21 protein-coding genes are annotated in these 23280 nt (G+C 71.1%); 8 read left to right on the top strand and 13 right to left on the bottom strand.

Annotation, left to right across the window (positions count from 1 at the left end; all coding sequences use genetic code 11):
• Positions 1 to 144: 144 nt before the first annotated feature.
• From AC4D2O_RS06700 to AC4D2O_RS06710, 3 genes are read right to left on the bottom strand one after another with little or no spacing between them, the layout of a single operon-like run.
• The gene (locus AC4D2O_RS06700) at positions 145 to 1074 is read right to left on the bottom strand and encodes a MaoC family dehydratase (RefSeq protein WP_490906034.1); all 930 of its coding nucleotides are present in this window, start codon (positions 1072 to 1074) and stop codon (positions 145 to 147) included.
• Positions 1071 to 2447 carry a 3-oxoacyl-ACP reductase gene (locus tag AC4D2O_RS06705; protein ID WP_490906035.1) on the bottom strand — a complete coding sequence of 459 codons (1377 nt, stop codon included), beginning with the start codon at positions 2445 to 2447 and terminating at the stop codon, positions 1071 to 1073. Before AC4D2O_RS06705 ends, AC4D2O_RS06700 begins: the two co-directional genes overlap by 4 nt.
• Positions 2447 to 3760: an acetyl-CoA C-acetyltransferase gene (locus AC4D2O_RS06710; RefSeq protein ID WP_490906036.1), complete on the bottom strand. Its 1314-nt coding sequence runs from the start codon at positions 3758 to 3760 to the stop codon at positions 2447 to 2449. The genes AC4D2O_RS06705 and AC4D2O_RS06710 overlap by 1 nt, the downstream gene beginning before the upstream one ends.
• Before the next feature lie 64 nt (positions 3761 to 3824).
• On the opposite strand from AC4D2O_RS06710, the gene AC4D2O_RS06715 reads away from it, so the two are divergent.
• Both AC4D2O_RS06715 and AC4D2O_RS06720 read left to right on the top strand, forming a co-directional pair.
• On the top strand, positions 3825 to 4568 hold the full coding sequence (locus AC4D2O_RS06715) for a TetR/AcrR family transcriptional regulator (RefSeq protein ID WP_490906037.1): 744 nt from the start codon (positions 3825 to 3827) through the stop codon (positions 4566 to 4568).
• Positions 4565 to 6685 (top strand): acyl-CoA dehydrogenase family protein, encoded by a 2121-nt coding sequence (locus AC4D2O_RS06720; protein ID WP_490906038.1) that lies wholly within the window; start codon positions 4565 to 4567, stop codon positions 6683 to 6685. Before AC4D2O_RS06715 ends, AC4D2O_RS06720 begins: the two co-directional genes overlap by 4 nt.
• Before the next feature lie 108 nt (positions 6686 to 6793).
• Here the strand turns inward: AC4D2O_RS06720 and glgA are convergent, their stop codons facing one another.
• Positions 6794 to 7987, bottom strand: coding sequence for a glycogen synthase (glgA, locus tag AC4D2O_RS06725; RefSeq protein ID WP_490906039.1), 1194 nt, complete (start codon positions 7985 to 7987; stop codon positions 6794 to 6796).
• A gap of 134 nt (positions 7988 to 8121) precedes the next feature.
• Between glgA and glgC the strand changes: the two genes are divergently transcribed.
• Positions 8122 to 9366 carry a glucose-1-phosphate adenylyltransferase gene (gene glgC, locus AC4D2O_RS06730; protein WP_490906040.1) on the top strand — a complete coding sequence of 415 codons (1245 nt, stop codon included), beginning with the start codon at positions 8122 to 8124 and terminating at the stop codon, positions 9364 to 9366.
• 134 nt (positions 9367 to 9500) lie between these two features.
• Here glgC and AC4D2O_RS06735 read toward each other — a convergent pair whose 3' ends face one another.
• From AC4D2O_RS06735 to AC4D2O_RS06745, 3 genes are read right to left on the bottom strand one after another with little or no spacing between them, the layout of a single operon-like run.
• Complete coding sequence (locus AC4D2O_RS06735) at positions 9501 to 10352, bottom strand: transglutaminase family protein (protein WP_490906041.1); 852 nt, start codon at positions 10350 to 10352, stop codon at positions 9501 to 9503.
• Positions 10349 to 11275, bottom strand: coding sequence for an alpha-E domain-containing protein (locus AC4D2O_RS06740; protein WP_490906042.1), 927 nt, complete (start codon positions 11273 to 11275; stop codon positions 10349 to 10351). The genes AC4D2O_RS06735 and AC4D2O_RS06740 overlap by 4 nt, the downstream gene beginning before the upstream one ends.
• A gap of 36 nt (positions 11276 to 11311) precedes the next feature.
• Positions 11312 to 12880: a circularly permuted type 2 ATP-grasp protein gene (locus AC4D2O_RS06745; protein WP_490906043.1), complete on the bottom strand. Its 1569-nt coding sequence runs from the start codon at positions 12878 to 12880 to the stop codon at positions 11312 to 11314.
• A gap of 109 nt (positions 12881 to 12989) precedes the next feature.
• Between AC4D2O_RS06745 and pepN the strand changes: the two genes are divergently transcribed.
• Positions 12990 to 15620, top strand: a complete 2631-nt coding sequence (pepN, locus tag AC4D2O_RS06750) for an aminopeptidase N (RefSeq protein WP_490906044.1) — start codon at positions 12990 to 12992, stop codon at positions 15618 to 15620.
• Here pepN and lplAB read toward each other — a convergent pair.
• The 4 genes from lplAB to AC4D2O_RS06770 all read right to left on the bottom strand — a co-directional run bounded on the left by lplAB (position 15605) and on the right by AC4D2O_RS06770 (position 18879).
• A complete protein-coding gene (lplAB, locus tag AC4D2O_RS06755; RefSeq protein ID WP_490906045.1) occupies positions 15605 to 16681 on the bottom strand; it encodes a lipoate-protein ligase LplAB in 1077 nt (358 codons plus the stop codon). The two genes, pepN and lplAB, sit on opposite strands and share 16 nt — an antisense overlap.
• A 170-nt stretch (positions 16682 to 16851) precedes the next feature.
• Positions 16852 to 17109, bottom strand: coding sequence for a type B 50S ribosomal protein L31 (locus tag AC4D2O_RS06760; RefSeq protein WP_104051131.1), 258 nt, complete (start codon positions 17107 to 17109; stop codon positions 16852 to 16854).
• Between the two features lie 101 nt (positions 17110 to 17210).
• A complete protein-coding gene (locus tag AC4D2O_RS06765; protein WP_490906046.1) occupies positions 17211 to 18050 on the bottom strand; it encodes a TrmH family RNA methyltransferase in 840 nt (279 codons plus the stop codon).
• Positions 18051 to 18093: 43 nt separating this feature from the next.
• Positions 18094 to 18879 carry an ABC transporter ATP-binding protein gene (locus AC4D2O_RS06770; RefSeq protein ID WP_490906047.1) on the bottom strand — a complete coding sequence of 262 codons (786 nt, stop codon included), beginning with the start codon at positions 18877 to 18879 and terminating at the stop codon, positions 18094 to 18096.
• A 170-nt stretch (positions 18880 to 19049) separates the two neighbouring features.
• Here AC4D2O_RS06770 and serB point away from each other — a divergent pair, with 170 nt between their 5' ends.
• Complete coding sequence (gene serB, locus AC4D2O_RS06775; protein ID WP_490906048.1) at positions 19050 to 19937, top strand: phosphoserine phosphatase SerB; 888 nt, start codon at positions 19050 to 19052, stop codon at positions 19935 to 19937.
• A 92-nt stretch (positions 19938 to 20029) separates the two neighbouring features.
• On the opposite strand, the gene AC4D2O_RS06780 is transcribed toward serB, so the two are convergent.
• Complete coding sequence (locus AC4D2O_RS06780) at positions 20030 to 20779, bottom strand: SDR family oxidoreductase (protein WP_490906049.1); 750 nt, start codon at positions 20777 to 20779, stop codon at positions 20030 to 20032.
• 73 nt (positions 20780 to 20852) lie between these two features.
• Positions 20853 to 21590 carry a 3-oxoacyl-ACP reductase FabG gene (gene fabG, locus AC4D2O_RS06785; RefSeq protein WP_334209831.1) on the bottom strand — a complete coding sequence of 246 codons (738 nt, stop codon included), beginning with the start codon at positions 21588 to 21590 and terminating at the stop codon, positions 20853 to 20855.
• A 140-nt stretch (positions 21591 to 21730) separates the two neighbouring features.
• Here fabG and AC4D2O_RS06790 point away from each other — a divergent pair, with 140 nt between their 5' ends.
• Genes AC4D2O_RS06790 through AC4D2O_RS06800 form a run of 3 tightly spaced genes read left to right on the top strand, consistent with a single transcriptional unit; the run spans position 21731 to position 23267 of the window.
• Positions 21731 to 22150 (top strand): DUF3099 domain-containing protein, encoded by a 420-nt coding sequence (locus tag AC4D2O_RS06790; RefSeq protein WP_490906050.1) that lies wholly within the window; start codon positions 21731 to 21733, stop codon positions 22148 to 22150.
• Positions 22143 to 22439: a hypothetical protein gene (locus AC4D2O_RS06795; RefSeq protein WP_490906051.1), complete on the top strand. Its 297-nt coding sequence runs from the start codon at positions 22143 to 22145 to the stop codon at positions 22437 to 22439. The genes AC4D2O_RS06790 and AC4D2O_RS06795 overlap by 8 nt, the downstream gene beginning before the upstream one ends.
• Positions 22440 to 23267, top strand: a complete 828-nt coding sequence (locus tag AC4D2O_RS06800; protein WP_490906052.1) for an SURF1 family cytochrome oxidase biogenesis protein — start codon at positions 22440 to 22442, stop codon at positions 23265 to 23267.
• The last annotated feature ends 13 nt before the right edge of the window (positions 23268 to 23280 follow it).

Genomic DNA, 23280 nt, shown 5'->3' on the forward strand with positions numbered 1-23280 from the left:
CTTTCCATACTGTGGGTCAGCCCTCGTCGGCTGGTCCCTGGAGTGTGCCCTGCGGGCGGCGGCCCTGCCAGTGCAAACGACGACTTCGGGGGAACTCCCCCTGAAAATCGTCGGCACTCTGGACAGGGCCGCGCCGCCATGCGACTATTCCGCGCGCACCCAGCCCGTGAAGTGCGGCCGCCGGCGCTTCGCGGACCATCCGACCACCTCGACGTCACTGCCGACGCTCACAGGGCCGTCGCTGCGCTCCGCGCGCGTGAACGACATCGTCACGGTCCCGGGCAGGAGGACCGGAGCCGCGAAGTCGATGCGCCACGCCAGGGCGCCTTGCGGGGCGGGTACCGCCTCGTCGACCATGCGCGCGGCGAGGTACATGCCATGCGCGATCGCCGTCTTCATGCCGAGCATCCGCGCGGTGGGCCCGCTGAGGTGGATGGGGTTCCAGTCGCCCGAGACGGCCGCGTAGCGCCGTCCCGTGTCCGCGCCGAGCCGCCAGAGGCCCGTCGGCGTGGGCGCCGAGAAGACGGGCCGTTCGTCGTCGCGCGGCACCCGCGCCGTACCGGATTTGCCCGCGGCGCGGACGCCGCGGGCCAGGTAGACGGACCGGCCCGTCCAGACCCGCTCGCCGTCGACGGAGGCCTCCGTGACGAGATCCACCTGCGTGCCGGCCGCGTGCGGGCGCAGGTCCTCGGCCCAGGCCACGACGTCGATGGCCTCGGACGCGCCGATCTGCCGGCCCTGGTGCACCTCGTTGCTGAGGTGCACCATGCCGAGCAGGGGCAGCGGGAAGTCCGGCCGCGCGAGGATGCTCATGGCCACCGGGAAGGCGAGGGTGTGCACGTAGGCCGATGGGAGGGTGTCGCGGGCGGCGGAGCCGAGCAACTGCTGGAAGCGCGTCAGCGCGCCGAGCTCCGCCACGATGCCGTCCACGCGGTGGCGGGCGGCGGGCAGACCGTCCGGCGGGCCGGCCCGCCGGACGGAGCGCTCCGCGGCGAGCAGGATCGCCTGACGGTACAGCGCGGGGAGGGCCGGCCTGCCGGGCAGGGTGACGTCCGCCGCGAGCGCCCCACTCACGCGCCCACCAGGTTCTGCCCGCACACGCGGACCACCTGGCCGTTGATCCCGGCCGCCGCATCGGAGGCCAGGAACGCGATCGTCTCGGCGACGTCGACGGGGAGACCGCCCTGCTGCAGGCTGCTGAGGCGTCGTGCCACCTGACGCGTCAGCGGCGGGATCTTCGCCGTCATGTCCGTCTCGATGAAACCCGGCGCCACGGCGTTGATGGTGCGGCCGCCGCCGTCGAACGCCGCCGCCTGCGCCCGGACCATGCCGATGACCCCCGCCTTCGACGCGGCGTAGTTGCTCTGCCCGCGGTTGCCCGCGATGCCGCTCGTCGAGGCGAGGCTGATGATGCGACCGGTGCCGGAGAACACCGGGGAGGCCAGGATCTGCTCGTTCATGCGCAGCTGCGAGGCGATGTTCACGGCGATGACGGAGTCCCAGCGGGACGCGTCCATGTTGGCGAGCAGCTTGTCCCGCGTGATGCCCGCGTTGTGCACCACAATGTCCAGGACGCCGTAGCGCTGCCCCACGTGCTCGAGGATGCGTTCCGCGGCGTCGGGCGCGGTGATGTCGAGCTGCAGGGCGGTGCCGTGCACGGTGTTCGCCACCCGGGCGAGCTGCTCGCCGGCCGCGGGCACGTCGACGGCGACCACGCGGGCCCCGTCACGGGCGAGGACCTCGGCGATCTTCGCGCCGATGCCGCGCGCGGCCCCGGTGACCACCGCGGTCCTGCCGGCCAGCGGTCGGTCGGGCACGCCCTCCCCCGCCGCGGTCGACGCGGCGGCGAGGTCCGCGATGCTCTCGGCAGGAGTGGCGGACACCTCGATGAACTGGCCGTCCACGTAGGCGCTCCTGCCGGAGAGGAGGAACCTGAGGGCACCGAGGGTAGTGGGGTCCGTGGTCGTCGCGTCCCCGCGCAGCACGATGCCGTTCGCCGTCGCGCCTCCGCGCACCTCGTGCGCCACAGATCGGACGGCGCCGTCGATGCCCTGCCGGGCGGCAGCTTCGGCGGGATCGGTGGTGTCCGCGGCTGAGCGGGACAGCGCGACGACGCGCCCGCCCGGCACCAGCAGTTTCACCGCCTGCCCGAGCTCCAGCATGGGAGCTGCCAGGTCCGCCGGCGCGGCTGCGGCGTCGAGGACGACGACGGCGGCGCTCAGCTTCTCGCCGGGCAGGACATGGCGCCGCACCTCGACGTCCCAACCGAGCAGCACGTCGGCGAGCGCATCCGCGCCGGCGCCGGAGCCCGCGACCAGGACGGGCCGGGATGCGATGGGCTCGCCCGGCGTGTAGCGGCGGAGTACCGAGGGGCGTGGCAGCCCGAGGGCCTTGGCGAGTCTTCCTGGCAGCGGGGTATTGACCAGGTCCAGATACTTGTCGGCCATCAGTTCCTCGCCTCGAGGATCGCGGCGACGCCCTGGCCGCCGGCGGCACAGATCGAGATGAGGCCTCGTCCGCCCTGCTCCGAGAGCGTCTTGGCGAGCGACGCGACGATGCGGCCTCCGGTCGCTGCGAAGGGGTGCCCGGCTGCGAGCGAGGAGCCGTTGACGTTGAGCTTCGAGGGGTCGATCCTGCCGAGGGCACCGTCGAGCCCCAGGATCCGCTTGCAGTAGTCCTCGTCCTCCCAGGCGGCCAGTGCGCTGAGGACCGTCCCGGCGAAGGCCTCGTGGATCTCGAAGAAGTCGAAGTCGTCGAAGGTGAGCCCGTTGCGCTCCAGCAGGCGGGGTACGGCGTGGACGCCCGCCATGAGCAGGCCCTCCTCGCCATGGACGAAGTCGACCGCAGCCGCTTCGGCATCGACGATGTTCGCGAGCATCGGGAGGTTGTTGGCGGTGGCGTATTCCTCACTGCCGAGCAGGACGAGGGCGGCGCCGTCGGTCAGGGGCGTCGAGTTGCCTGCAGTCATCGTCGCAGGAGTGTCGAGGGACCTGCCGAACACGGGCTTGAGCGCCGCCAGCTTCTCCGGCGACGTGTCGGCGCGGAGGTTGGCATCCCTGGTGAGACCGCGGTACGGCGTCATGAGGTCGGAGAAGAATCCGCGCTCGTAGGCTGCCGCGAGGTTGTGGTGGCTGCGGTAGGCGAGCTCGTCCTGTGCCTCCCGCGTGATCTTCCATGCCGCCGTCGTGAGCGCCTGGTGCTCGCCCATCGACAGGCCCGTGCGGGGCTCACCGGTGGTGGGGGCGTTGGGCGAGAGGTCCTTCGGTCGGAGCGTGGCGAGGGCCTTCAGCTTCTGCTGCGTCGTCTTCGCGCGGGAGAGGTCGAGCAGCACGCGCCGTAGCCCTTCGCTCACCGCGATCGGCGCATCCGACGCGGAGTCGACGCCGCCCGCGATGCCCGACTCGATCTGCCCGAGCCTGATCTTGTTGGAGAGGCCCACCACGGTCTCGAGGCCGGTGGCGCAGGCCTGCTGCAGGTCGTAGGCCGGGGTCGCGGGTGACAGGGCGGAACCTAGGACGGCTTCCCGCGTCAGGTTGAAGTCGCGGGAGTGCTTGAGGACGGCGCCCGCGGCGACTTCACCGACGCGCTCGCCCTGCAGGCCGAACCGGGCGACCAGGCCGTCCAGTGCCGCGATGAGCATGTCCTTGTTGGACGAGTAGGCGTACGCGCCGCCCGAGCGCGCGAAGGGGATGCGGTTGCCGCCGATGACGACTGCGGTGCGGGGGGAGGCAGTGGTCTGCGCTCCGGCCTGATCTGCCATGGAGATGCTCCTGGTGCGAGAGGGTGGATTACCGATACCAAGCGTACCTGATACGCTGGGTATCATGAAGCTCGCCGCCGCCCTGAAGAGCGCCTCCGCGCCGACCGCGTCCGACGGCCGGTCCAGCCGCTGGGAGCAGCACCGCGCGGAGCGGCGGCGGCAGCTGATCAAGACCGCACGACGGGCCGTCAGCGCACTCGGGCCGGGAGCCTCCATGGAGGACATCGCCGCGGCCGCCGACACGTCCAAGTCGGTCTACTACCGCTACTTCGGCGACAAGACCGGGCTGCAGCGGGCCATGGCCGAGGTGGTCATCGGACAGATGCAGCAGAAGGTGCTCGACGCGGCGAAGGCGGCGTCGACGCCGCGGGAGGGCCTGTACTCGATGGTGCTCGCCTACCTGCAGATGGCCCAGACCTCCCCCAACGTGTACGCCTTCGTCACGCGCGTGGGGATCGCCGAGTCCACGACGGCCGACGACGACGCGCAGGACACCCTCGCGCACTTCCTCGCCGCGATCACGGAGATGATCTCGCGGCCCATGCACGCCTACCTGCGCTCCCCCGACCGCCCCGCCGGCCCCGACGACGCCGCGCCCGACTACTGGCCCGTGGCGGCGATCGGCATGGTCCGGGCCGCCGGCGAGCGCTGGCTCTCCACGCCCGACGGCCCCGACAGACCCAGTGAGGAGCAGATGGCCCGCCACATCACGGGCTGGCTCTTCGACGGCATCAGCCGGTACGAGGACCTCGTACCGGCTGCCCCGCTTCCCCCCGCCACCCGCCGACCAGCGAAGGACACGCCATGACCGACATCCTCTCCAGGCCCCAGCAGATTCCCGCCACCGCGGACATCCGGGACGACGACCGTGCCGCCATCGACACCGCCGAGCTCGGCGAACTGCTCCTCGGCCGGTGGGCGCACGTCCGCCGTGTGGCCCGTGAGCTCGCGGGACGCCCCGAGCTGCACAAGATCGAGGGCCTCACCCACACCGAGCACCGCCTGCGCTGCTTCGACCAGCTCCACTACCTCGTGGGCCAGAAGGCCGTGCACCGCGCCTTCCCGAAGGCCTTCGGGGGCGACGGCGACAACGGCGGCAACATCGCCGGGTTCGAGGAGCTCGTCGTGGCCGACCCCTCACTGCAGATCAAGGCCGGCGTGCAGTGGGGCCTCTTCGGGTCCGCCGTCCTGCACCTCGGCACCGAGCAGCACCACGAGGCATGGCTCCCGGGCATCATGAACATGGAGATCCCGGGCTGCTTCGCCATGACCGAGACCGGTCACGGCAGCGACGTGGCGAGCATCGCCACGACCGCCACATTCGACCCGGCGACGGACGAGTTCGTCATCGACACTCCCTTCCGTGCCGCATGGAAGGACTACATCGGCAACGGCGCCATCGACGGGCGGGCCGCGGTCGTCTTCGCCCAGCTCATCACCAACGGCGTGAACCACGGCGTCCACGGCTTCTACGTGGAACTGCGCAACGAGGACGGCTCCTTCAAGCCCGGCGTGGGCGGGGAGGACGACGGCATCAAGGGCGGCCTCAACGGCATCGACAACGGTCGGCTGCACTTCACCGACGTCCGGGTCCCGCGGACCAACCTGCTGAACCGCTACGGCGCCGTCGCCGCGGACGGCACCTACAGCTCGTCCATCGCCTCCCCCGGCCGCCGCTTCTTCACGATGCTCGGCACCCTCGTCCAGGGGCGCGTCTCCCTCGACGGGGCAGCCGTGGCCGCGAGCAAGCTGGCCCTCACCGCCGCCATCACCTACGCGACCCAGCGCCGCCAGTTCAACGCGTCCTCGAACCTCCGCGAGGAGGTGCTGATGGACTACCAGCGGCACCAGCGCCGGCTCCTGCCCCGCCTGGCCGCGACCTACGCGGCCGCCTTCGCGCACGAGGAACTCCTCGAGAAGCTCGACGGCGTGTTCTCGGGCGAGCTCGACACCGACGAGGACCGCCAGGACCTCGAGACCCTGGCCGCGGCCCTCAAGCCCCTCAGCACGTGGCTGGCCCTCGACACGCTGCAGGAATGCCGCGAGGCGACCGGCGGTCAGGGGTTCCTCATCGAGAACCGGTTCGCCTCGCTCCGCGCGGACCTCGACGTGTATGTGACGTTCGAGGGCGACAACACCGTCCTGCTGCAGCTCGTCGCCAAGCGCCTGCTCACCGACTACGCCAAGGAGTTCAAGGGCGTAGACTTCGGCGTGCTCGCCCGCTACGCCGTCTCCCAGGCCGCGGGGAAGACCCTGCACCGCTCCGGGCTCCGCCGTGTCGCGCAGACGGTGGCGGACACGGGATCGGGCAAGAAGTCCGCGATCGCCCTCCGCGACGAGGACACGCAGCGCGAGCTGCTGACCGACCGCGTGCAGGCGCGCGTTGCCGACGTCGCCGCCGTGCTGCGGGGCGCGAAGGGCATGTCGCAGGAGCAGTCCGCCGCGCTCTTCAACGAGCACCAGAACGAGCTCATCGAGGTGGCCCACGCCCACGCCGAGCTGCTGCAGTGGGAGGCGTTCACGCGCGGCCTGCGGAAGCTCCAGGATCCGGGCACGCGCGAGGTCCTCACGCGCCTCCGCGACCTGTTCGGCCTGTGCCTGATCGAGAAGGACCTGGCCTGGTTCCTGATGAACGGGCGGCTGTCCTCGCAGCGGGCACGGACCCTCGACGGCTACATCAACCGGCTTCTGGTGAAGATCCGCCCGCACGCGCTCGACCTGGTGGAGGCGTTCGGCTACGGCCCGGAACACCTCCGGTCCGTCGTCGCCAGCGGTGCCGAGCAGCAGCGCCAGGAGGAGGCGGCGGAGTACCTGCGCCGCCGTCGCGCGAGCGGGGACGCCCCGATCGACGAGAAGACGCTCCTGGCCCGCCAGGCCAAGGAGAAGAAGGCGAAGAAGGCCGCGAAAGTACGCGCGCAGCGCTAGTCGTCCACGCAGGAGCGGGAGCCGGGACGCGTGTCCCGGCTCCCGCTCCTGTTCCCGTCCGGCTCGACGTCCGCCTCGAGGCGGACGTCGAGGCGGCGATGGATGCTGCTAGAGGACGCTGCGGTACACGCCGAGGGTCGTCTCGGCGATCGAGTCCCAGCCGAAGTGCCGCTCCGCCCGCTCCCGCCCGGCCGCGCCCATGGCGGCGGCCCTGGCCGGATCCGCGACGAGGGCGTTCACGGCCGCCGCGAAATCGGCGACGAACCTCTCCGGGTCCAGCGGCGTGCCCGTGCCGTCCTGGACCTGCTCGAGGGGCACGAGGGTACCGGTCACGCCGTCGTCGATCACCTCGGGGATGCCGCCGGTCGCGGAGGCGACGACGGCGGCGCCGCACGCCATGGCCTCGAGGTTCACGATGCCGAGCGGCTCGTAGATGGACGGGCAGGCGAACACCGTGGCATGGCTGAGGATCTGGACGACCTCGCGGCGCGGCAGCATCTTCTCGATGAGCACCACCGAGCCCCGCTTCTCCCGCAGGTCCGAGATCAGCACCTCCGTCTCCGCCGCGAGCTCCGGGGTGTCGGCGGCGCCCAGGCAGAGGACCAGCTGCACGTCGGCCGGCAGGTGCGCGGCCGCCCGCAGGAGGTAGGGCACGCCCTTCTGCCGGGTGTTGCGCCCCACGAACACCACGCTCGGCCGATCCGGGTCGATGCCGTGGGCGCGGAGGGCGTCGTCGTCCTCGTCGCGCGACCACAGGGACACGTCGATGCCGTTGTGCACCACGTGCACCCGCCCGGGGTCCACGTCCGGATAGCTGCGCAGGATGTCCGCGCGCATGCCCGCTGAGACGGCGATGACCGCGGCTGCCGCCTCGTAGGAGGTCTTCTCCACCCAGGAGGAGAGCGCGTACCCGCCGCCGAGCTGCTCGGCCTTCCACGGGCGCAGCGGCTCGAGGCTGTGGGCGCTCAGGACGTGCGGGATGCCGTGCAGGAGCGAGGCCAGGTGCCCGGCCATGTTGGCGTACCAGGTGTGCGAATGCACGAGGTCGGCGCCGCCGATCCCCTCCAGCATCTGCAGGTCCGTGCCGAGTGTCTGCACCGCGGCGTTCGCCGTCGTGAGGCCCGCGGGCACGCCGTAGGAGAGCACCGAGGCGCCGTGGTAGTCCTCCGGGCGGGGAGCGCCGAACGCGTGGACGCGCAGGTCCACCTGCGGGGCGAGAACCCGGCTCAGCTCGGCGACGTGCACTCCTGCGCCACCGTAGATCTCGGGCGGGAACTCCTTGGTCACAATGTCTATTCGCACCACCCCAACGTAGTGCAGTGCGTCGGAGTCCTCTAGTGTGAGGAAACCGGAAGGGTTCCGGGATACGTGGATCCACGCGTGATCGACCGTCCATCGGGAACGCAGAACACTCAAGGAAGAGCGGGGGGTCAGAAGTGGCACCGAAGAAAGTACTTGCCGTGGTGTTGGCAGGCGGAGAAGGCAAACGGCTGATGCCGTTGACCGCGGACAGGGCCAAACCGGCTGTACCGTTCGCCGGGAGTTACCGCCTCATCGACTTCGCGCTGTCCAATCTCGTCAACTCGGGGTACCTGCAGATCGTGGTGCTCACCCAGTACAAGTCCCACAGCCTCGACCGGCACATCTCCGAGACGTGGAGGATGTCCACGCAGCTGCAGAACTACATCGCCTCCGTGCCGGCGCAGCAGCGCCGGGGCAAGAGCTGGTTCCTCGGCAGCGCGAACGCCATCTACCAGTCCCTGAACCTCATCCACGACGCCCAGCCGGACATCGTGGTCGTGATCGGCGCGGACCACGTCTACCGCATGGACTTCGAACAGATGGTGGACGCGCACGTGAAGAGCGGGGCGTCCGTCAGCGTCGCCGCCGTCCGCCAGCCGATGAACCTCGTGGACCAGTTCGGCGTGATCGAGACGGCGCAGGACGATCCCGGCCGGATCGCCGCGTTCGTCGAGAAGCCGGCGACGACGCCCGGACTGCCCGACGATCCGAACAGCTTCCTCGCGTCCATGGGCAACTACGTGTTCACGACGGACGCCCTCGTGAAGGCGCTCGAGGACGACGCCGCGCGGCTCGACACGAAGCACGACATGGGCGGGGACATCATCCCCTACTTCGTGGAGCGCAACGACGCCGCGGTGTACGACTTCACGACGAACGACATCCCGGGGGCCACCGACCGCGACCGCCAGTACTGGCGCGACGTCGGCACCATGGACTCGTACTACGACGCCAACATGGACCTCATCTCGCCCCTGCCGCTGTTCAACCTCTACAACCTGCAGTGGCCCATCTACACGCGGCAGAGCGTCTCACCACCGGCCAAGTTCGTCCGCAGCTCCTCGGGGCAGCCGGGCGAGGCCCACGACTCGATCGTCTCGGCGGGCGCGGTCATCACCGGTGGAGCGGTCCGGAAGTCCGTGCTGGCCACCGACGTCTACATCGCGGAATCCGCCGAGGTCACCGGGTCCGTCCTCCTCGACAAGGTCAACGTGGGACCCGGGGCCGTGGTGCGGCGCGCCATCATCGACAAGAACGTGCGGATCCCTGCGGGGGCGACCATCGGGGTGGACCCGGAACTCGACCGCCGCCGCGGGTTCTCCGTGACGGACTCGGGACTGACGATCGTCAGCAAGGGCCAGACCGTCGCCACTGACTGACGGGGACCACGTTCCACGGGACGGACAGGAGGCCCCGGCGGTGCGCCGGGGCCTCCTGTCCGTCCGGGAGACGTCAGCTGGGACGCCGCCTGACACACCGCCTGACACACCGCCGGGCAGGCCCGGCAGCGCTGCTACGCGACGCGCGTGATCGAGACGGTCACGTTGAGCGTGGAGCCTCCGCCGCCGGACAGGATGCCCTTGAGCGGTGAGACGTCGCGGTAGTCGCGGCCGCGCGCCACGGAGACGTGGAAGTCGCTGACCGGTCCGCTGTTGGTCGGGTCCCAGCCCCGCCACTCGCCGTCGTACCACTCCACCCAGGCGTGCGACTGGCCGGCGACGGTCTCCCCGATGCCGGCGCTGCGCCGCGGGTGCAGGTACCCGGAGATGTAGCGGGCGGGGATGCCGAGGCTGCGCAGGGCTCCGATGGCCACGTGGGCCAGGTCCTGGCACACGCCCTTGCGCTCCGCCCAGGCGTCCTGGGCGTTCGTCTGCACGCCCGTGGCGCCCTGGACGTAGTCCATCTGCGTGCGCAGCCAGCCGAACACGGCCCGTGCGGCCTCGTGGGGGTCGAGGCCGCGTGCCACACCCGTCACGAGGTCCCGTACCTCCTCGCCCGGTTCGCTGAGGGCGGTCTGGCCGAGCCAGTCCGCGAGCGCGTCGGAGATCTCCGGGGAGGCGAGGTCCTGCCACGAGAGGATGTCACCCTCACCGGGCACACGCTCGATCCGGCTCACCTCCACGGTGGAGACGGCGGTGACCTCGAGGTGCTCGTGCGGCACGTGGACGTCGAAGGACGTGACACGGGTGCCCCAGTAGTCCCGGTAGGCGGCGACGGCCGCGCTCGAAGGACTGACCTTCAGCGTGGACTCGAGGACCACCTGCTGCGGATCGGTGAGCGGCGTCATGCGCGCCTCGTTGTAGGACAGCGAGACGCGGCGCAGGTAGTCGTAGCCGGTGCGGTGTTCGATCAGCAGGCGTGTCATGAGACCTCTCCGACCCAGGACAGCTCGTCGGCCTGGGAGAAATAGGTGCGGGAGACGGCATCGGAGGCCCTGGCGCAGGCCTTCTGGACGCGGTCCATGTGCTCGGGCAGCTCGGACATCAGGTCCCGGGTCTGGTGGAACTCCAGGAACGTCCGCGCCTGCCCGACAATGCGGCTCGCGTCGTTGATGAAGCCGACGCGCTGGTACGCGGGGTTCAGCTGCGTCAGGCACTTCTCGGCGTCGCTCAGCGCGTAGACGATCGAGCGCGGGAACAGGCGGTCCAGCAGCAGGAACTCGGCGGCCTGCTGGTCGCCGAAGGACGCCCGGCGCGTCCGCAGGAAGGATTCGTAGGCGCCCGCGCAGCGCAGCATGTTGACCCAGGAGAGGCCCGCCGCATGCACGTCGTGGGTGGAGAGCATCCGGGCGGTCATGTCGGCCCGTTCCAGGCTGCGTCCGAGCACGAGGAACTGCCAGGACTCGTCGTGGCTCATGGTGGTGTCCGAGAGCCCGCGCACCATGGCGGTGCGCTCCACCACCCAGTGGCAGAACCGGTAGGTGCCGACGACGTCCTTGCGGTGCTGGGTCAGCCCGTACCAGGTGGTGTTCAGGGATTCCCAGACGCTGCTCGAGACGGTCTCGCGGGCCCGCCGCGCGTTCTCCCGTGCGGCCCCCAGGGCGCCGGCGATGGAGGTGGCGCTCGTGCGGTCGTAGGCGAGGGCCTGCAGGAGATCCGACAGGTCGGCGTCCTCCTTCTCGGGCCTGCTGCCCATGACCCCCATGAGCTGGCGGGAGGTCTCCCGCTGCTGGGGCAGGGGCATCTGGTTGAGCCGTTCGAGGTGGACGTCGAGGATGCGCGCCGTGCCGTCGGCCCGTTCGACGTAGCGGCCGATCCAGAAGAGGGATTCAGCGATGCGGCTGAGCATGGGTGCTGCCTTCCCGTAGGTCGGTGGTGGGGGTCGTCATTGCTGCTGCTGCTCCGACTGCTTGTCCTGCCAGTTGGTCTCGATCGGCCAGACGCTGGTGCGCTCGCGGACCGTCACGACAGGGCGCTCCGGGGGCGCTGCGCCGTCCACCGGCGCGCGGACCTCCCCGTCGACCACCCACGTGTCCTTGGACCCCCCGCCCTGGCTGGAGTTCACGATCAGGGAACCCTCCTTCATGGCGACGCGGGTGAGGCCGCCGGGCAGCACCCAGACGTCCTCGCCGTCGTTCACGGCGAAGGGGCGCAGGTCCACGTGGCGGGGGCTGAACTGCCCGCCGGACATCGTGGGCACGGTGGAGAGTTGCAGGACGGGCTGCGCGATCCAGCCGCGCGGGTCCTCGAGGATCTTCGCGCGGAGCGTCTCGAGCTCGGCCCTCGTGGCGTCCGGGCCGATGACGAGACCCTTCCCGCCGGAGCCGTCGACGGGCTTGACGACCAGCTCGTCGAGGCGGTCGAGGACCTCCTCGCGGGCCGGGGCGTCCTCGAGCCGGTAGGTGTCCACGTTCGCGATGATCGGGTCCTCGCCCAGGTAGTAGCGGATGAGGTCGGGCACGTAGGTGTACACGAGCTTGTCGTCGGCGACGCCGTTGCCGACGGCGTTCGCGATGGTCACCATGCCCGCGCGCGCCGCGTTGACGATCCCCGGGCACCCGAGCACCGAGTCCGCGCGGAACTGCAGCGGGTCGAGGAACTCGTCGTCGATGCGCTTGTAGATGACGTCGACGCGCTGCTCCCCCGCCGTCGTCCGCATGTAGACGCGGTTCCCGCGGACGATCAGGTCGCGTCCCTCGACGAGCTCCACGCCCATGAGACCGGCGAGCAGCGTGTGCTCGAAGTACGCGGAGTTGAACACGCCCGGCGTCAGCACGACGACGGTGGGGTCCTCGACACCGGGGGGTGCGGTCTTCCGGAGGGCGGCGAGCAGGCGGCGGGGGTACTCTTCGACGGGGCGGATGCGCTGCTGGCCGAACGCCTCGGGCAGTCCCTTGGCCATGGCTCGGCGGTTCTCGAGCACGTAGCTGACGCCGCTGGGGACGCGGACGTTGTCCTCGAGCACGCGGAAGGTGCCCTGCTGGTCGCGGACCACGTCGATCCCGGAGATGTGGACGCGGACCCCGCCGGCGGGCGCGAAACCGGCGACCTCGCGGTGGAAGTGTGCGCTGGAGGTGATCAGCCGGCGGGGGATGACGCCGTCGGACACGACCGCCATCCTGTCGTAGACATCGTCCAGGAACGCCTCGAGCGCCCTCACGCGCTGGGCCACACCGCGCTCGAGGACGTCCCAGTCGTCCCCGGCGATGACCCGCGGCACGATGTCGAGCGGGAAGGGCCGCTCCTCCCCGGCGAAGTCGAAGGTGACGCCGCGGTCCAGGAACGTGCGGGCCATCGAGTCGGCCCGCGCCGTGACGGCCGCGAGGTTCAGCTCGTCCAGCGCTGCGGCGACCTGGCCGTACTCGGTGCGCGGCAGCTGCCCGGCGCCGAACATCTCATCGAACGCGGGCGTCTTGCGGGCGGCGGCTGCATAGTCAGCGAAAAGCTCGGACATGGGACAACAGTGCCATGGATCACCCCTCGGTACACACGCGCACACACCGGTACACGAGCAGTTAATCCGCCGGAAACATCGCGTCCCGTCTGCGTGATTGAATGGCCGGATGGAGAACGAGAATCTGCGCCGCGACGAGGCGGCCGCCCGGTCCGCACTGCTGCGGACCGAGAGCTACGCCGTCGAACTGGACCTCTCCGCGGCGCGCGACCCGGAGGCCGCCACCTATCGCACGGTGACCACCGTGGTCTTCTCCTGCCGGCAGCCGGGCAGCTCCACGTTCCTCGATTTCATCGGGGACGTCACGGCGCTGGAACTCAACGGGCAGGCCCTGGACCCTGCGGCGGCCGACGGCGCCCGGGTGGCGCTGCACGACCTCGCCGCACGCAACACGGTGAGGGTGGAGGGGCTGGCCCGCTACAGTTCGAGCGGTGAGGGGCTCCACCGGTTCGTGGATCCCGCGGACGGCGAGACCTACCTCTACACGCAGTTCGAGCCCGCCGATGCCCGGCGTGTCTTCGCGTGCTTCGAGCAGCCCGACCTCAAGGCGTCCTTCTCCTTCAGCGTCCTCGCACCCGCCGACTGGACGGTCGCCTCGAACGGCACTGAAGAAGCGGTCGAGGCCGTGGAGGCCGCCGGGGCCACGGACGCCACGGACGGGGCCGCCGACACCGCGCGGTGGACGTTCGCGCCGACCGAGCGCATCTCGACGTACATCACCACGGTGCTCGCCGGCCCGTACCACCGGGAGACCGACGTGTGGACCGGGGCGTCCGGGACGTCGGCGGAGGGGCTCGTCGTGCCGCTCGCCCTCTACTGCCGCCGGTCCCTGGCGCCGTCGTTCGACGCCCCGGAGATCTTCGACACCACCAGGCGCGGCCTCGGCTTCTTCCACGACCTCTTCGACTACCCCTACCCGTTCGGCAAGTACGACCAGGCGTTCGTGCCCGAGTACAACCTCGGGGCCATGGAGAACCCGGGACTCGTGACGTTCACGGAGAACTACGTGTTCCAGTCCGCCGCCACCGAGGCACAGCGCGAGGCTCGCGCGAACACGATCATGCACGAGATGGCGCACATGTGGTTCGGCGACCTCGTGACGATGTCCTGGTGGGACGACCTGTGGCTCAAGGAGTCCTTCGCCGACTACATGGGCGCCCTCGCGGTGGCCGAGGCCACGCGGTGGGAGACCTCGTGGGTGAGCTTCGCGAACCGCCGGAAGACCTGGGCGTACGTGCAGGACCAACTCCCGACGACGCACCCGATCGTCGCCGACATCCCGGACCTCGAGGCGGCGAAGCAGAACTTCGACGGCATCACGTACGCCAAGGGCGCCTCGGTACTGAAGCAGCTGGTGGCCTTCGTGGGCCGGGACGCCTTCACCTCCGCCGCGCGGCAGTACTTCCGGAGGCACGAGTACGGGAACACGACGCTCGCCGATCTCCTCGACGTCCTCGCGGACGCGACGGGCCAGGACCTCGCGGGCTGGTCCCGCGCCTGGCTGGAGACCTCGGGTGTCCCCTCGCTGCGCCCAGAGGTGACCGCGGAGGACGGTGTCCTCCGCGGGGTGACCATCGTGCAGGACGCCGTCGACCCGGTGACCGGGCGGGACGAGCCCCGGCCGCACCGGATCCGGCTGGGGCTGTACTCGTTCGACGACGACGGCTGGCTGGTCCGCTCGGCGACCGAGGCCGTGACCGTCGAGGGCGGCCGCACGCCGGTGCCGGGGCTCGCCGGTGCCGCGCAGCCCGACCTGCTGCTGGTGAACGACGACGACCTGACCTACGCGAAGGTCTCCTTCGACGACCGGTCCCTCGCGACCCTCCTGGCGTCGATCCACCGTCTGCGCGACCCCCTCGCCCGCGCCACCTGCCTCACCGCCCTGTGGTCCTCGACCCGGGACGCGGGCATGCCGGCGGCGTCCTACCTCGACGCCGTGATGCTCGCGGCCCCGGCGGAGACCGGCGTCGGCGTGCTGCAGGTCCTGCTGGCCAACGCGCGGACCGCGGTGGAGCGCTTCGCCCCCGCGGAGGGCCGGGCCGGGCTCCGCGACCGCCTGAGCGACTTCCTCGCCGCCGGCCTCCGGGCCGCGGAGTCCGGGTCCGACCTGCAGCTCGCGTGGGCCCGTGCGCTCGCGGACGCCGCCCGGACCGCTCCGCGCGCGGCCGACGTCGCACGGTCCGTGCTCGACGGCGACGAGGTGATCGGCGGCCTGCGCCTCGACGCCGAGCTGCGCTGGTTCCTGCTCCAGGGCCTCGCCGCGCAGCAGCGGGTACGCCCCGGGGAGCTGGAGGCGCAGCGCAGCGAGGACCCGACGGCGTCGGGGCGCGTGGGCTTCACCCTGGCCTCGGCCGCCGTCCCCGACGCCGCCATCAAGCAGGCCACCTGGGCGGAGGCCGTCCGGGGCGAGCGGCTGTCCAACGAACTGCTCGGCGCCGCGATCGAGGGCTTCATGATCGGTCCACGTGATCTCCTGGGGCGGTACGAGGAGCCCTATTTCGAGGCCGTGCGCGGGGTCTGGGCCACGCGCGGCATCGAGATGGCCAGCAGGATCGTCCGCGGGCTGTATCCGGGGCACCAGGACCTCGACGGCGCACCCGACCGGCACCCCGTCGTCGTGCGGACGGACGCATGGCTCGCCGAGCACCCCGACGCGCCCGCGGCGCTCGGCCGCATCATCGTCGAGGAGCGCGACCACCTGGTGCGGTCGCTGAGGGCCCAGGCTCAGGGCACCCGGTAGAGCCACTCGTCGGTGCCGAACTTGGTCTCCACGAGCTCGCCGGCCCGGCGGAGCTCGTCCTCGGACAGGGTGGTGTCCACGGCGCCGTAGCGCCGGCGGAAGGTGGACATCAGGACGTCGATGATCTCCTCGCGGGTCCGCCCGGTCTGGCGGCGCAGCGGATCCACGCGCTTCTTCGCGCTCCGCGTCCCCTTGTCCGACATCTTCTCCTTGCCGATGCGCAGCACCTTGAGCATCTTGTCCGCGTCGATGTCGTAGCTCATGGTCACGTGGTGCAGCATGCCGCCGTTGGCGAGCCGCTTCTGCGCGGCACCGCCGATCTTCCCGAGCTCGGTGGCGATGTCGTTGAGGGGCTGGTACCAGGCCGAGATGCCCAGCTCCTGCAGGGCCTCCATCACCCACGCGTCGAGGAAGGGGTAGGAGTCGGCGAAGCTCATGCCGTCCACGAGGGACTGGGGCACGTAGAGGGAGTAGGTGATGGCGTTGCCGTGCTCCATGAACATCGCTCCCCCGCCGCTGATCCGCCGGACCACCGTGACGCCGTGACGCGCAGCGCCGTCGGGATCCACCTCGTTCCGCATGGACTGGAAGCTGCCGATCACCACGGAGGGCGACTGCCATTCCCAGAACCGCAGGACGGGGTTGCGGGCGCCCGTGCCGACGTCGTGCGTGAGGACCTCGTCCATGGCGACGTGCATCGCCGTGGTCAGCGGGGTGGGCGGGATGATCTCCCACACGTGGTCGGCGAAGCCGGTGGCCCGGCCCAGCGCGCGACGGACGGCGGTGGCGATCGCCTCGGGCGAGAACCCGAACAGGACGGCGGACGGGTCCAGGCGCGCCGTGACGGCTGCGGCGAGTTCCCCGGGGGCCGTGTCGGCGGGCAGCCCCTCGAGGGCCGCGTTGATGTCGAGGAGTGCCTCGTCGGGTTCGAGGAAGAAGTCGCCGTTGACGGAGACGTCGGCGAGGCGCCCGTCGCGGACCGAGAGGTCCACGGCCGTGAGCTTGCCGCCGGGCGTCTTGAACTCACCGTGCAGGCGGGACGTGCCGCGTTCCTGGGTCATTGCCGGACCTCTCCGTGCCGCCCGCCGCCGGGCGCATCGGTGTCGTGATGGGTGATGTCTTGCCGGGTGTCGTACCGAATGCCGTCAGGGGCTGCCTTAAGCGGGAAAAGCCACGCCGGGTGGGCGTGGCTTTTCCTCGAGAACAGGCTCGTGCCCTGTGCGGAGCTGGACTACTTCTTGGCGCCGAAGCCCTTGAAGCGGGCGTTGAAGCGCTCGACGCGACCGGCGGAGTCCATGATGCGCTGCTTGCCCGTGTAGAACGGGTGGGACTCCGAGGAGATCTCGACCTCGATGAGGGGGTAGGTGTTGCCGTCTTCCCACTCGATGGTCTTGGCGGAGCCGACCGTGGACTTGGTCAGGAACGCCTTGTCGGAGGCCAGGTCGCGGAACACGACGGACTGGTACTTGGGGTGGATATCAGACTTCACGGGACTACCTTCTCTGGTTGCCTGGATTTTGCCAGGCACGGGGGATGGAAAGGTTGGCGTCAGCGCCAGCTACCAATACTAGCCCAGGAGCCGCACCGCCGCTAAACCGCGGCGGTGCCCCTCGTTCCTGCCGTGCTGTCGTACCGGCACTCCCAGAAGGCGACGGCGGCAGCCGCCGCGACGTTCAGGGAGTCCACGCCCCCGTGCATCGGGATGGTCAGGGCGACGTCGGCCTCGGCGAGGGCCGCGACCGTGAGGCCGTCCCCCTCGGTGCCGAGCAGCAGGGCGAGCCGCTCGTGGTCCCGGGCGGGGAACGCGCCGAGCGCCACCGCGCCGGGCGACAGGGCGAGGGCCGCGAGCGTGAACCCCGCGGCGCGGACGGCGGCGAGGTCCTCCGGCCAGGAGCGGAGCCGGGCCCACGGCACCTGGAAGACACTGCCCATGCTGACGCGCACCGCGCGCCGGTAGAGCGGATCGGCGCTGCGCGGGCTGACCAGCACGGCATCGATCCCGAGCGCGGCGGCGGACCGGAACACGGCGCCGAGATTGGTGTGGTCCACCATGTCCTCGATGACCGCGACGCGCCGGGCGGATGCCAGGATCTCGTCCAGCGCGAGCGGTGCGGGACGCTGCATCGCTGCCAGGGCGCCGCGGTGGAGGTGGAACCCCGTGATGGCCTCGAGCACCGCCTCCGGCGCGACGAAGGCGGGCACCGACGGGAACCGCCCGAGGACGTCCTCGAGGTCCGGCAGCCATTTCGGCGCCAGGAGGAAGGAGCGTGGTGCGTGGCCGGCGTCGACTGCGCGGCGCAGCACCTTGGAACTCTCCGCGATGTACAGGCCCTCGGCGGGCTCGCGTGCCAGGCGCAGCTGCACGTCGGTCAGGTTCCGGTAGTCGGCGATCCGCGGATCGTCGGCCGAATGGAGCTCGACGAGCGGCATCAGCGGCCGGCCTGGTCCGCCGCGCGGGTGCAGGAGGCCGTGCTCACGCCCGGGCGACGGCGCTGTAGCGGCCGTTCTCCTCGGTGACTTTCAGGGCGACGTCGAAGGCGGTCCCCAGGTTCTCCTCGGTCAGCACCTCGCCGATCGGTCCGGCGGAGACGACGGCGCCGTCGCGGAGCAGCAGCGCGTGCGTGAATCCCGGCGGGACCTCCTCGAGGTGGTGCGTGACGAGCACCATCGCGGGCGCGTCCTCGTCGCGGGCGAACTCGGTGAGCCGCTTCACCAGATCCTCGCGGCCGGCGAGGTCGAGGCCCGCGGCGGGTTCGTCGAGGAGCAGCAGCTCCGGGTCGGCCATGAGGGCCCGGGCGATCTGCACGCGCTTGCGCTCCCCCTCACTGAGGGAGCCGAAGCGGCGGTTCAGGAACCGGGACACGCCCCAGGCGTCGAGCAGGCGGAAGGCCCGGCGCTCGTCGAGGCGCTCGTACTGTTCGCGCCAGCGCCCGGTCACGCCGTAGGAGGCGGTGACGACGACGTCGAGGACGGTCTCGTGGTCCGGCACCTGGGACGCGAGGGCTGCGGAGGCGAGGCCGATCCGCGGCCGCAGCTCGAAGACGTCGACGGCGCCCATGACCTCGTCGAGGATCCCGACGACGCCGCGCGTGGGATGCAGGCGCGCTCCGGCGAGCTGGAGCAGCGTGGTCTTGCCCGCTCCGTTGGGGCCCATGACCACCCAGCGCTCGCCCTCCCGTACCTGCCAGTCGATGTCGTCGAGCAGGGTCTTGCCGCCCCTGACGAGGCTCACTCCCGCCAGTTCCAGAACGTTGCACATGGTCCTAGACACTAGGCTAAGAAACGGCCCCATGGCGAAACCGTGGGGCCTTGCGGGCGGCGGCCGCCCGCCCCGACCGTCCCGCCCCGGAGGCGGCCGCGCGGGTACGGGACGACGACGCCGATCACGGCGCGGACACAGCGCGGACACAGAGCGGACAGGAGTGGCACATGCCGGACCAGGCCAGGGTGGTCGCCTACGCGCGGCACCTCGACGACGGGCACCGCGACGACCTGGCCGCGGCCCTCGGCGGGCTCGGGGCCGGTGTGCGGGATGCATCCGCCGCGGCGGCGGCGACCTATGACGTCCTGACCCTCGACGTCGATCTCCCCGTCGGGACGTCCTCCCCGGTGCGCGTAGGCCTCGCCCGCTGGAGCGCGGCGACCGGAATCGGCGCGGCCCTCGTCCCGGCTGCGGTGTACGCACCCGGCCCGAAGCTGCTGATCATGGACGTCGACTCCACGCTCATCAGGCAGGAGGTCATCGAACTGCTCGCCGCGCACGCCGGGCGCGAGGCCGAGGTGGCAGCCGTGACGGAGGCCGCGATGCGCGGCGACCTCGATTTCGCCCAGTCCCTGCACCACCGCGTCCGCGCCCTGGCAGGCCTGCCCGCATCGGTGATCGACGACGTCGTCGCGCGGATCGAACTCAGCGACGGCGCGGAGCAGCTCGTCTCGGCGTACCTGGACGCGGGCCACCGGGTGGGCGTCGTCTCGGGCGGCTTCTCCCAGGTCCTGGCACCTCTCGCCGCCCGCCTCCGCCTCTCCTTCGCGCGGGCGAACGACCTGGAGATCGATGGCGGTGTGCTCACCGGCCGCGTGGCCGGCGCCGTCGTCGACCGCCGCGAGAAGGAACGCGTCCTCCGCGCCGAGGCCGGGAGCGCCGGTGTGCCGCTGGTGGCGACGATCGCCGTGGGCGACGGCGCGAACGACCTCGACATGCTCGCGGCGGCGGGACTCGGTGTGGCGTTCAGGGCGAAACCCGCCGTGAGGGCCGCGTCCGACGCCGCGCTGGACCTGCCCGACCTCGACGTGGTGCGCTACTTCTCCGGCCTCTGAGCATCGTCCAGGTGGCGCACACGGCGCCGCTGCCCTGGCGAACCCCTCCACCGGGCCCACCGGCGCCGTCGTCGCCCGACGGCGCCGGTGGGTCAGCCCTTGGCCAGGAAGTCCTGGGCGCCGCCCACGTACTCGGTGTGCCCGGTGGGGACATCGGCGGTCGCCATGCGGACGATCTCGGCGGCGAACTCGGCGACCGAGTAGAGGCGCCCGGCCTCCTGGCGGCGGGCCTCGATGGCGCCCGGGGTCGCGCGGTCGAGCAGGGTCGCGGTGACGGTGCCCTCGATCATGTCGCCGGAGACGACGACGAGCGAGATGCCCTTCGCGTCGAGCTGCGGGATGAGGGCTCGCAGCGCGTCCTCACCGGCCCGCTTGCTGCGTGCCACCGGCTCGTAGGCGTCCATCGTCTCCACCTTCTCGATGAAGTGCGCCTGGTGGCTCGTGATGAAGACCACGCGGGAACCCGCGGGCATGACCTCGACGGCGGCCGTGAGCATGGCGACCTGCGCGTCGCGGTTGAGGCGGAGGGCGTAGTCCTCCCCCATCGACGTCTCCATGCCGCCCGAGGCGTTGAGCACCAGCAGGTCGAGCCCACCGAAGGTCGTCACCGCGGCGTCGACCAGCGCCGCCGGCCCCTCGGGCGTGGTCAGGTCCGCGCCGACGGCGACGGCCCTGCCGCCGGACGCCTCGATGCCGGCCACCACCTTGTTCGCGCGCGGCGCCTTCTGCCGGTAGTTCACGACGACTGCCGCGCCCTGCCCGGCGAGCAGCTGCGCGACGTCGGCGCCGATGCCGCGGGACGATCCGGTGACGATCGCTGTGGTTCCCTCGAGGGTGGCCATGGTGCTCCTTCTGCTCAGAATCAGGACTGGTGCTGGTACTGGTGTCGGTACTGGTGCCGGTTCGGGCGGGGCGTCAGTGGCCCATGCCGAGGCCGCCGTCGACGGGGATGACCGCGCCGGAGATGTACGCGGCGGCGTCGCCGGCAAGCCAGGAAACGACGCCGGCCACCTCGTCCGGGGACGCGAAGCGGCCGGCCGGGATGGTGGCGAGGTAGCTCTTGCGGGTCTCCTCCGGGAGCTCCGCCGTCATGTCGGTGTCGATGAAGCCGGGGGCGACCACGTTCGCGGTGATCCCCCGCGAGCCCAGCTCCCGCGTGAGGGAACGCGCGATGCCGACGAGGCCGGCCTTCGAGGCGGAGTAGTTGATCTGGCCCGGGGCGCCGTACAGCCCCGTGACGCTGGAGATCAGGATCACACGGCCGCGGCGGAGTCGGATCATGCCTCGGGACGCGCGTTTGACCACCCGGAACGCCCCGGTGAGGTTGGTGTCGATGACGTCGGTGAAGTCGCTCTCGGTCATGCGCAGGAGCAGGACGTCCCGCGTGATGCCGGCGTTGGCGACGAGGACCTCCACCGGGCCGTGCTCCGCCTCCACCTGCGTGAAGGCCGCGTCGATCTGCTCCTCGCTCGTCACGTCGGCCCTGACGCCGAGCATGCCCTCGGGCACTTCGCCGCTTCGATACGTGATGGCAACCTTGTCGCCGTTGGCTACGAATACCTTTGCGATAGCAAGGCCGATGCCCCGGTTGCCGCCCGTGATCAGGACGCTCCGACCGGTCGCCGTCGGTGTGCTGTCTGCACCAGGTGCCAAGGGGAAACTCCTCTGTCTGTGGGCCGGGACCGGCCCACGCCATTCCCGTCAAACTATCGAAGACGATCCTAGCGGCGCATCCCTCGACTTCGGGAACGGGACCCGGAGTGAGACAATTGAGGGAGTCTTTTTGGAGTGTGATGAGCAACAAATCGAAGCACAACACAGACGTCCACAGCATCTCCGACGCTCGTGTCGGTCACAGCGACGAGATGCGCACGCGCATGATCAGGTACACGGTGTCGATGAGCATCCGTCTCGTCTGCTTCGTCCTGGTCTTCGTGGTCCCCTACGTGTGGCTGCAGTGGGTCATGATCGCCGGAGCGGTGTTCCTGCCGTACTTCGCCGTGATCGTGGCCAACGGCGGCAGTGACACGAGCAACATCCGGCACAGCGACGCGCTGATCGACCGCGCCCCCGTCCGCGAGATCGAGGCGAAGGTCCTCTCCTCCGACCCGGACGACGGCGAGGACGTCCTGAGCGGCGAGATCATCGACGACGCGCCGAACCCGGCGCAGCACGGCTCCCACGCCGCCGGCCGCGGCACGCCCGATGCGTGACGCATCGCCGCTCCCGGGACCCGCACCCGCATCGACGGCCGGTCTCGCGCTGTTCGCCGCACCCCGGCGGACGGCCGGCGAAGCCCCGGTGTGCTCGCGCAAGGGCTGCCGGAACGACGCCGAGTGGCAGCTGCTCTGGAACAACCCGCGTATCCACACGCCCGAGCGCCGGAAGGCGTGGGCGTCGTGCCCGGACCACGTGGCATGGTTCGAGGAGTACCTGCGGGACCGCGGCCTCTGGAAGCAGACCCTCCCCCTGACCGCAGATCGACCGATGGAGACCCGATAGGTGTACCGCTTCCTCTTCTCCGCGCGCTGGCTCGGCTGGCTCGCCGTGGTGGCCGTGATCGCTGCGGGCTGCGTGGGCCTCGGCCGCTGGCAGCTCGACCGGCGCGAAGAGGTCGTGCAGAACATCCAGCGGATCGAGGCGAACTACGACGCCGCCCCCGCGCGCTACGTGCCCGGGACGAACGGTTTCGACAGCTACGACCCGAGCCGTGAGTGGACGCCCGTCACGTTCACCGGGACCTACGACGTCGGGAACCAGGTGGTGGTCCGCAACCGCCCGCTGAACGGGCAGCCGGGCTACGAGGTGCTGACACCACTGAGGCTCGACGACGGCACGGCTGTCATCATCGACCGCGGCTGGCTGCCCATAGGCAACGCCGAGGCCGGACGTCCGGACACCATCCCCGCCCCGCCGCCCGGCCGGGTCGAGGTCACGGCCAGGACGAAGCCGGGCGAGCCCGCCGTCAACCGCGGCGCCCCCGAGGGCCAGGTGGCCTCCATCGACCTGCCCGCCCTCGCCGGGAGGCTCGACTACCCGGTGCAGGACGCGGCGTACGGCCTGCTCGCCCTGGAGCGGCCGGCGGCGGCCGAGACGCCCGTCGCGGCACCCAAACCCTCGATCGACGAGGGCGCGCACCTCTCCTACTCCATGCAGTGGTTTGCGTTCGGTGTGCTGGCGTTCGTCGGGCTTGGGTATGCCGCGCGCATGCAGCGCAGGAGCGACGCGGAGCGGGACGGCACGGCTCCCGACCGGCCGGTCCGCCCGCGCCGTCGACCCTCCTCCGAGGAGGAGGAGGACGCCATCCTCGACTCGCAGGGCATCCGCTGACCGCACGTAACCC

It is taken from the genome of Arthrobacter sp. TJ-238 (assembly GCF_058269215.1).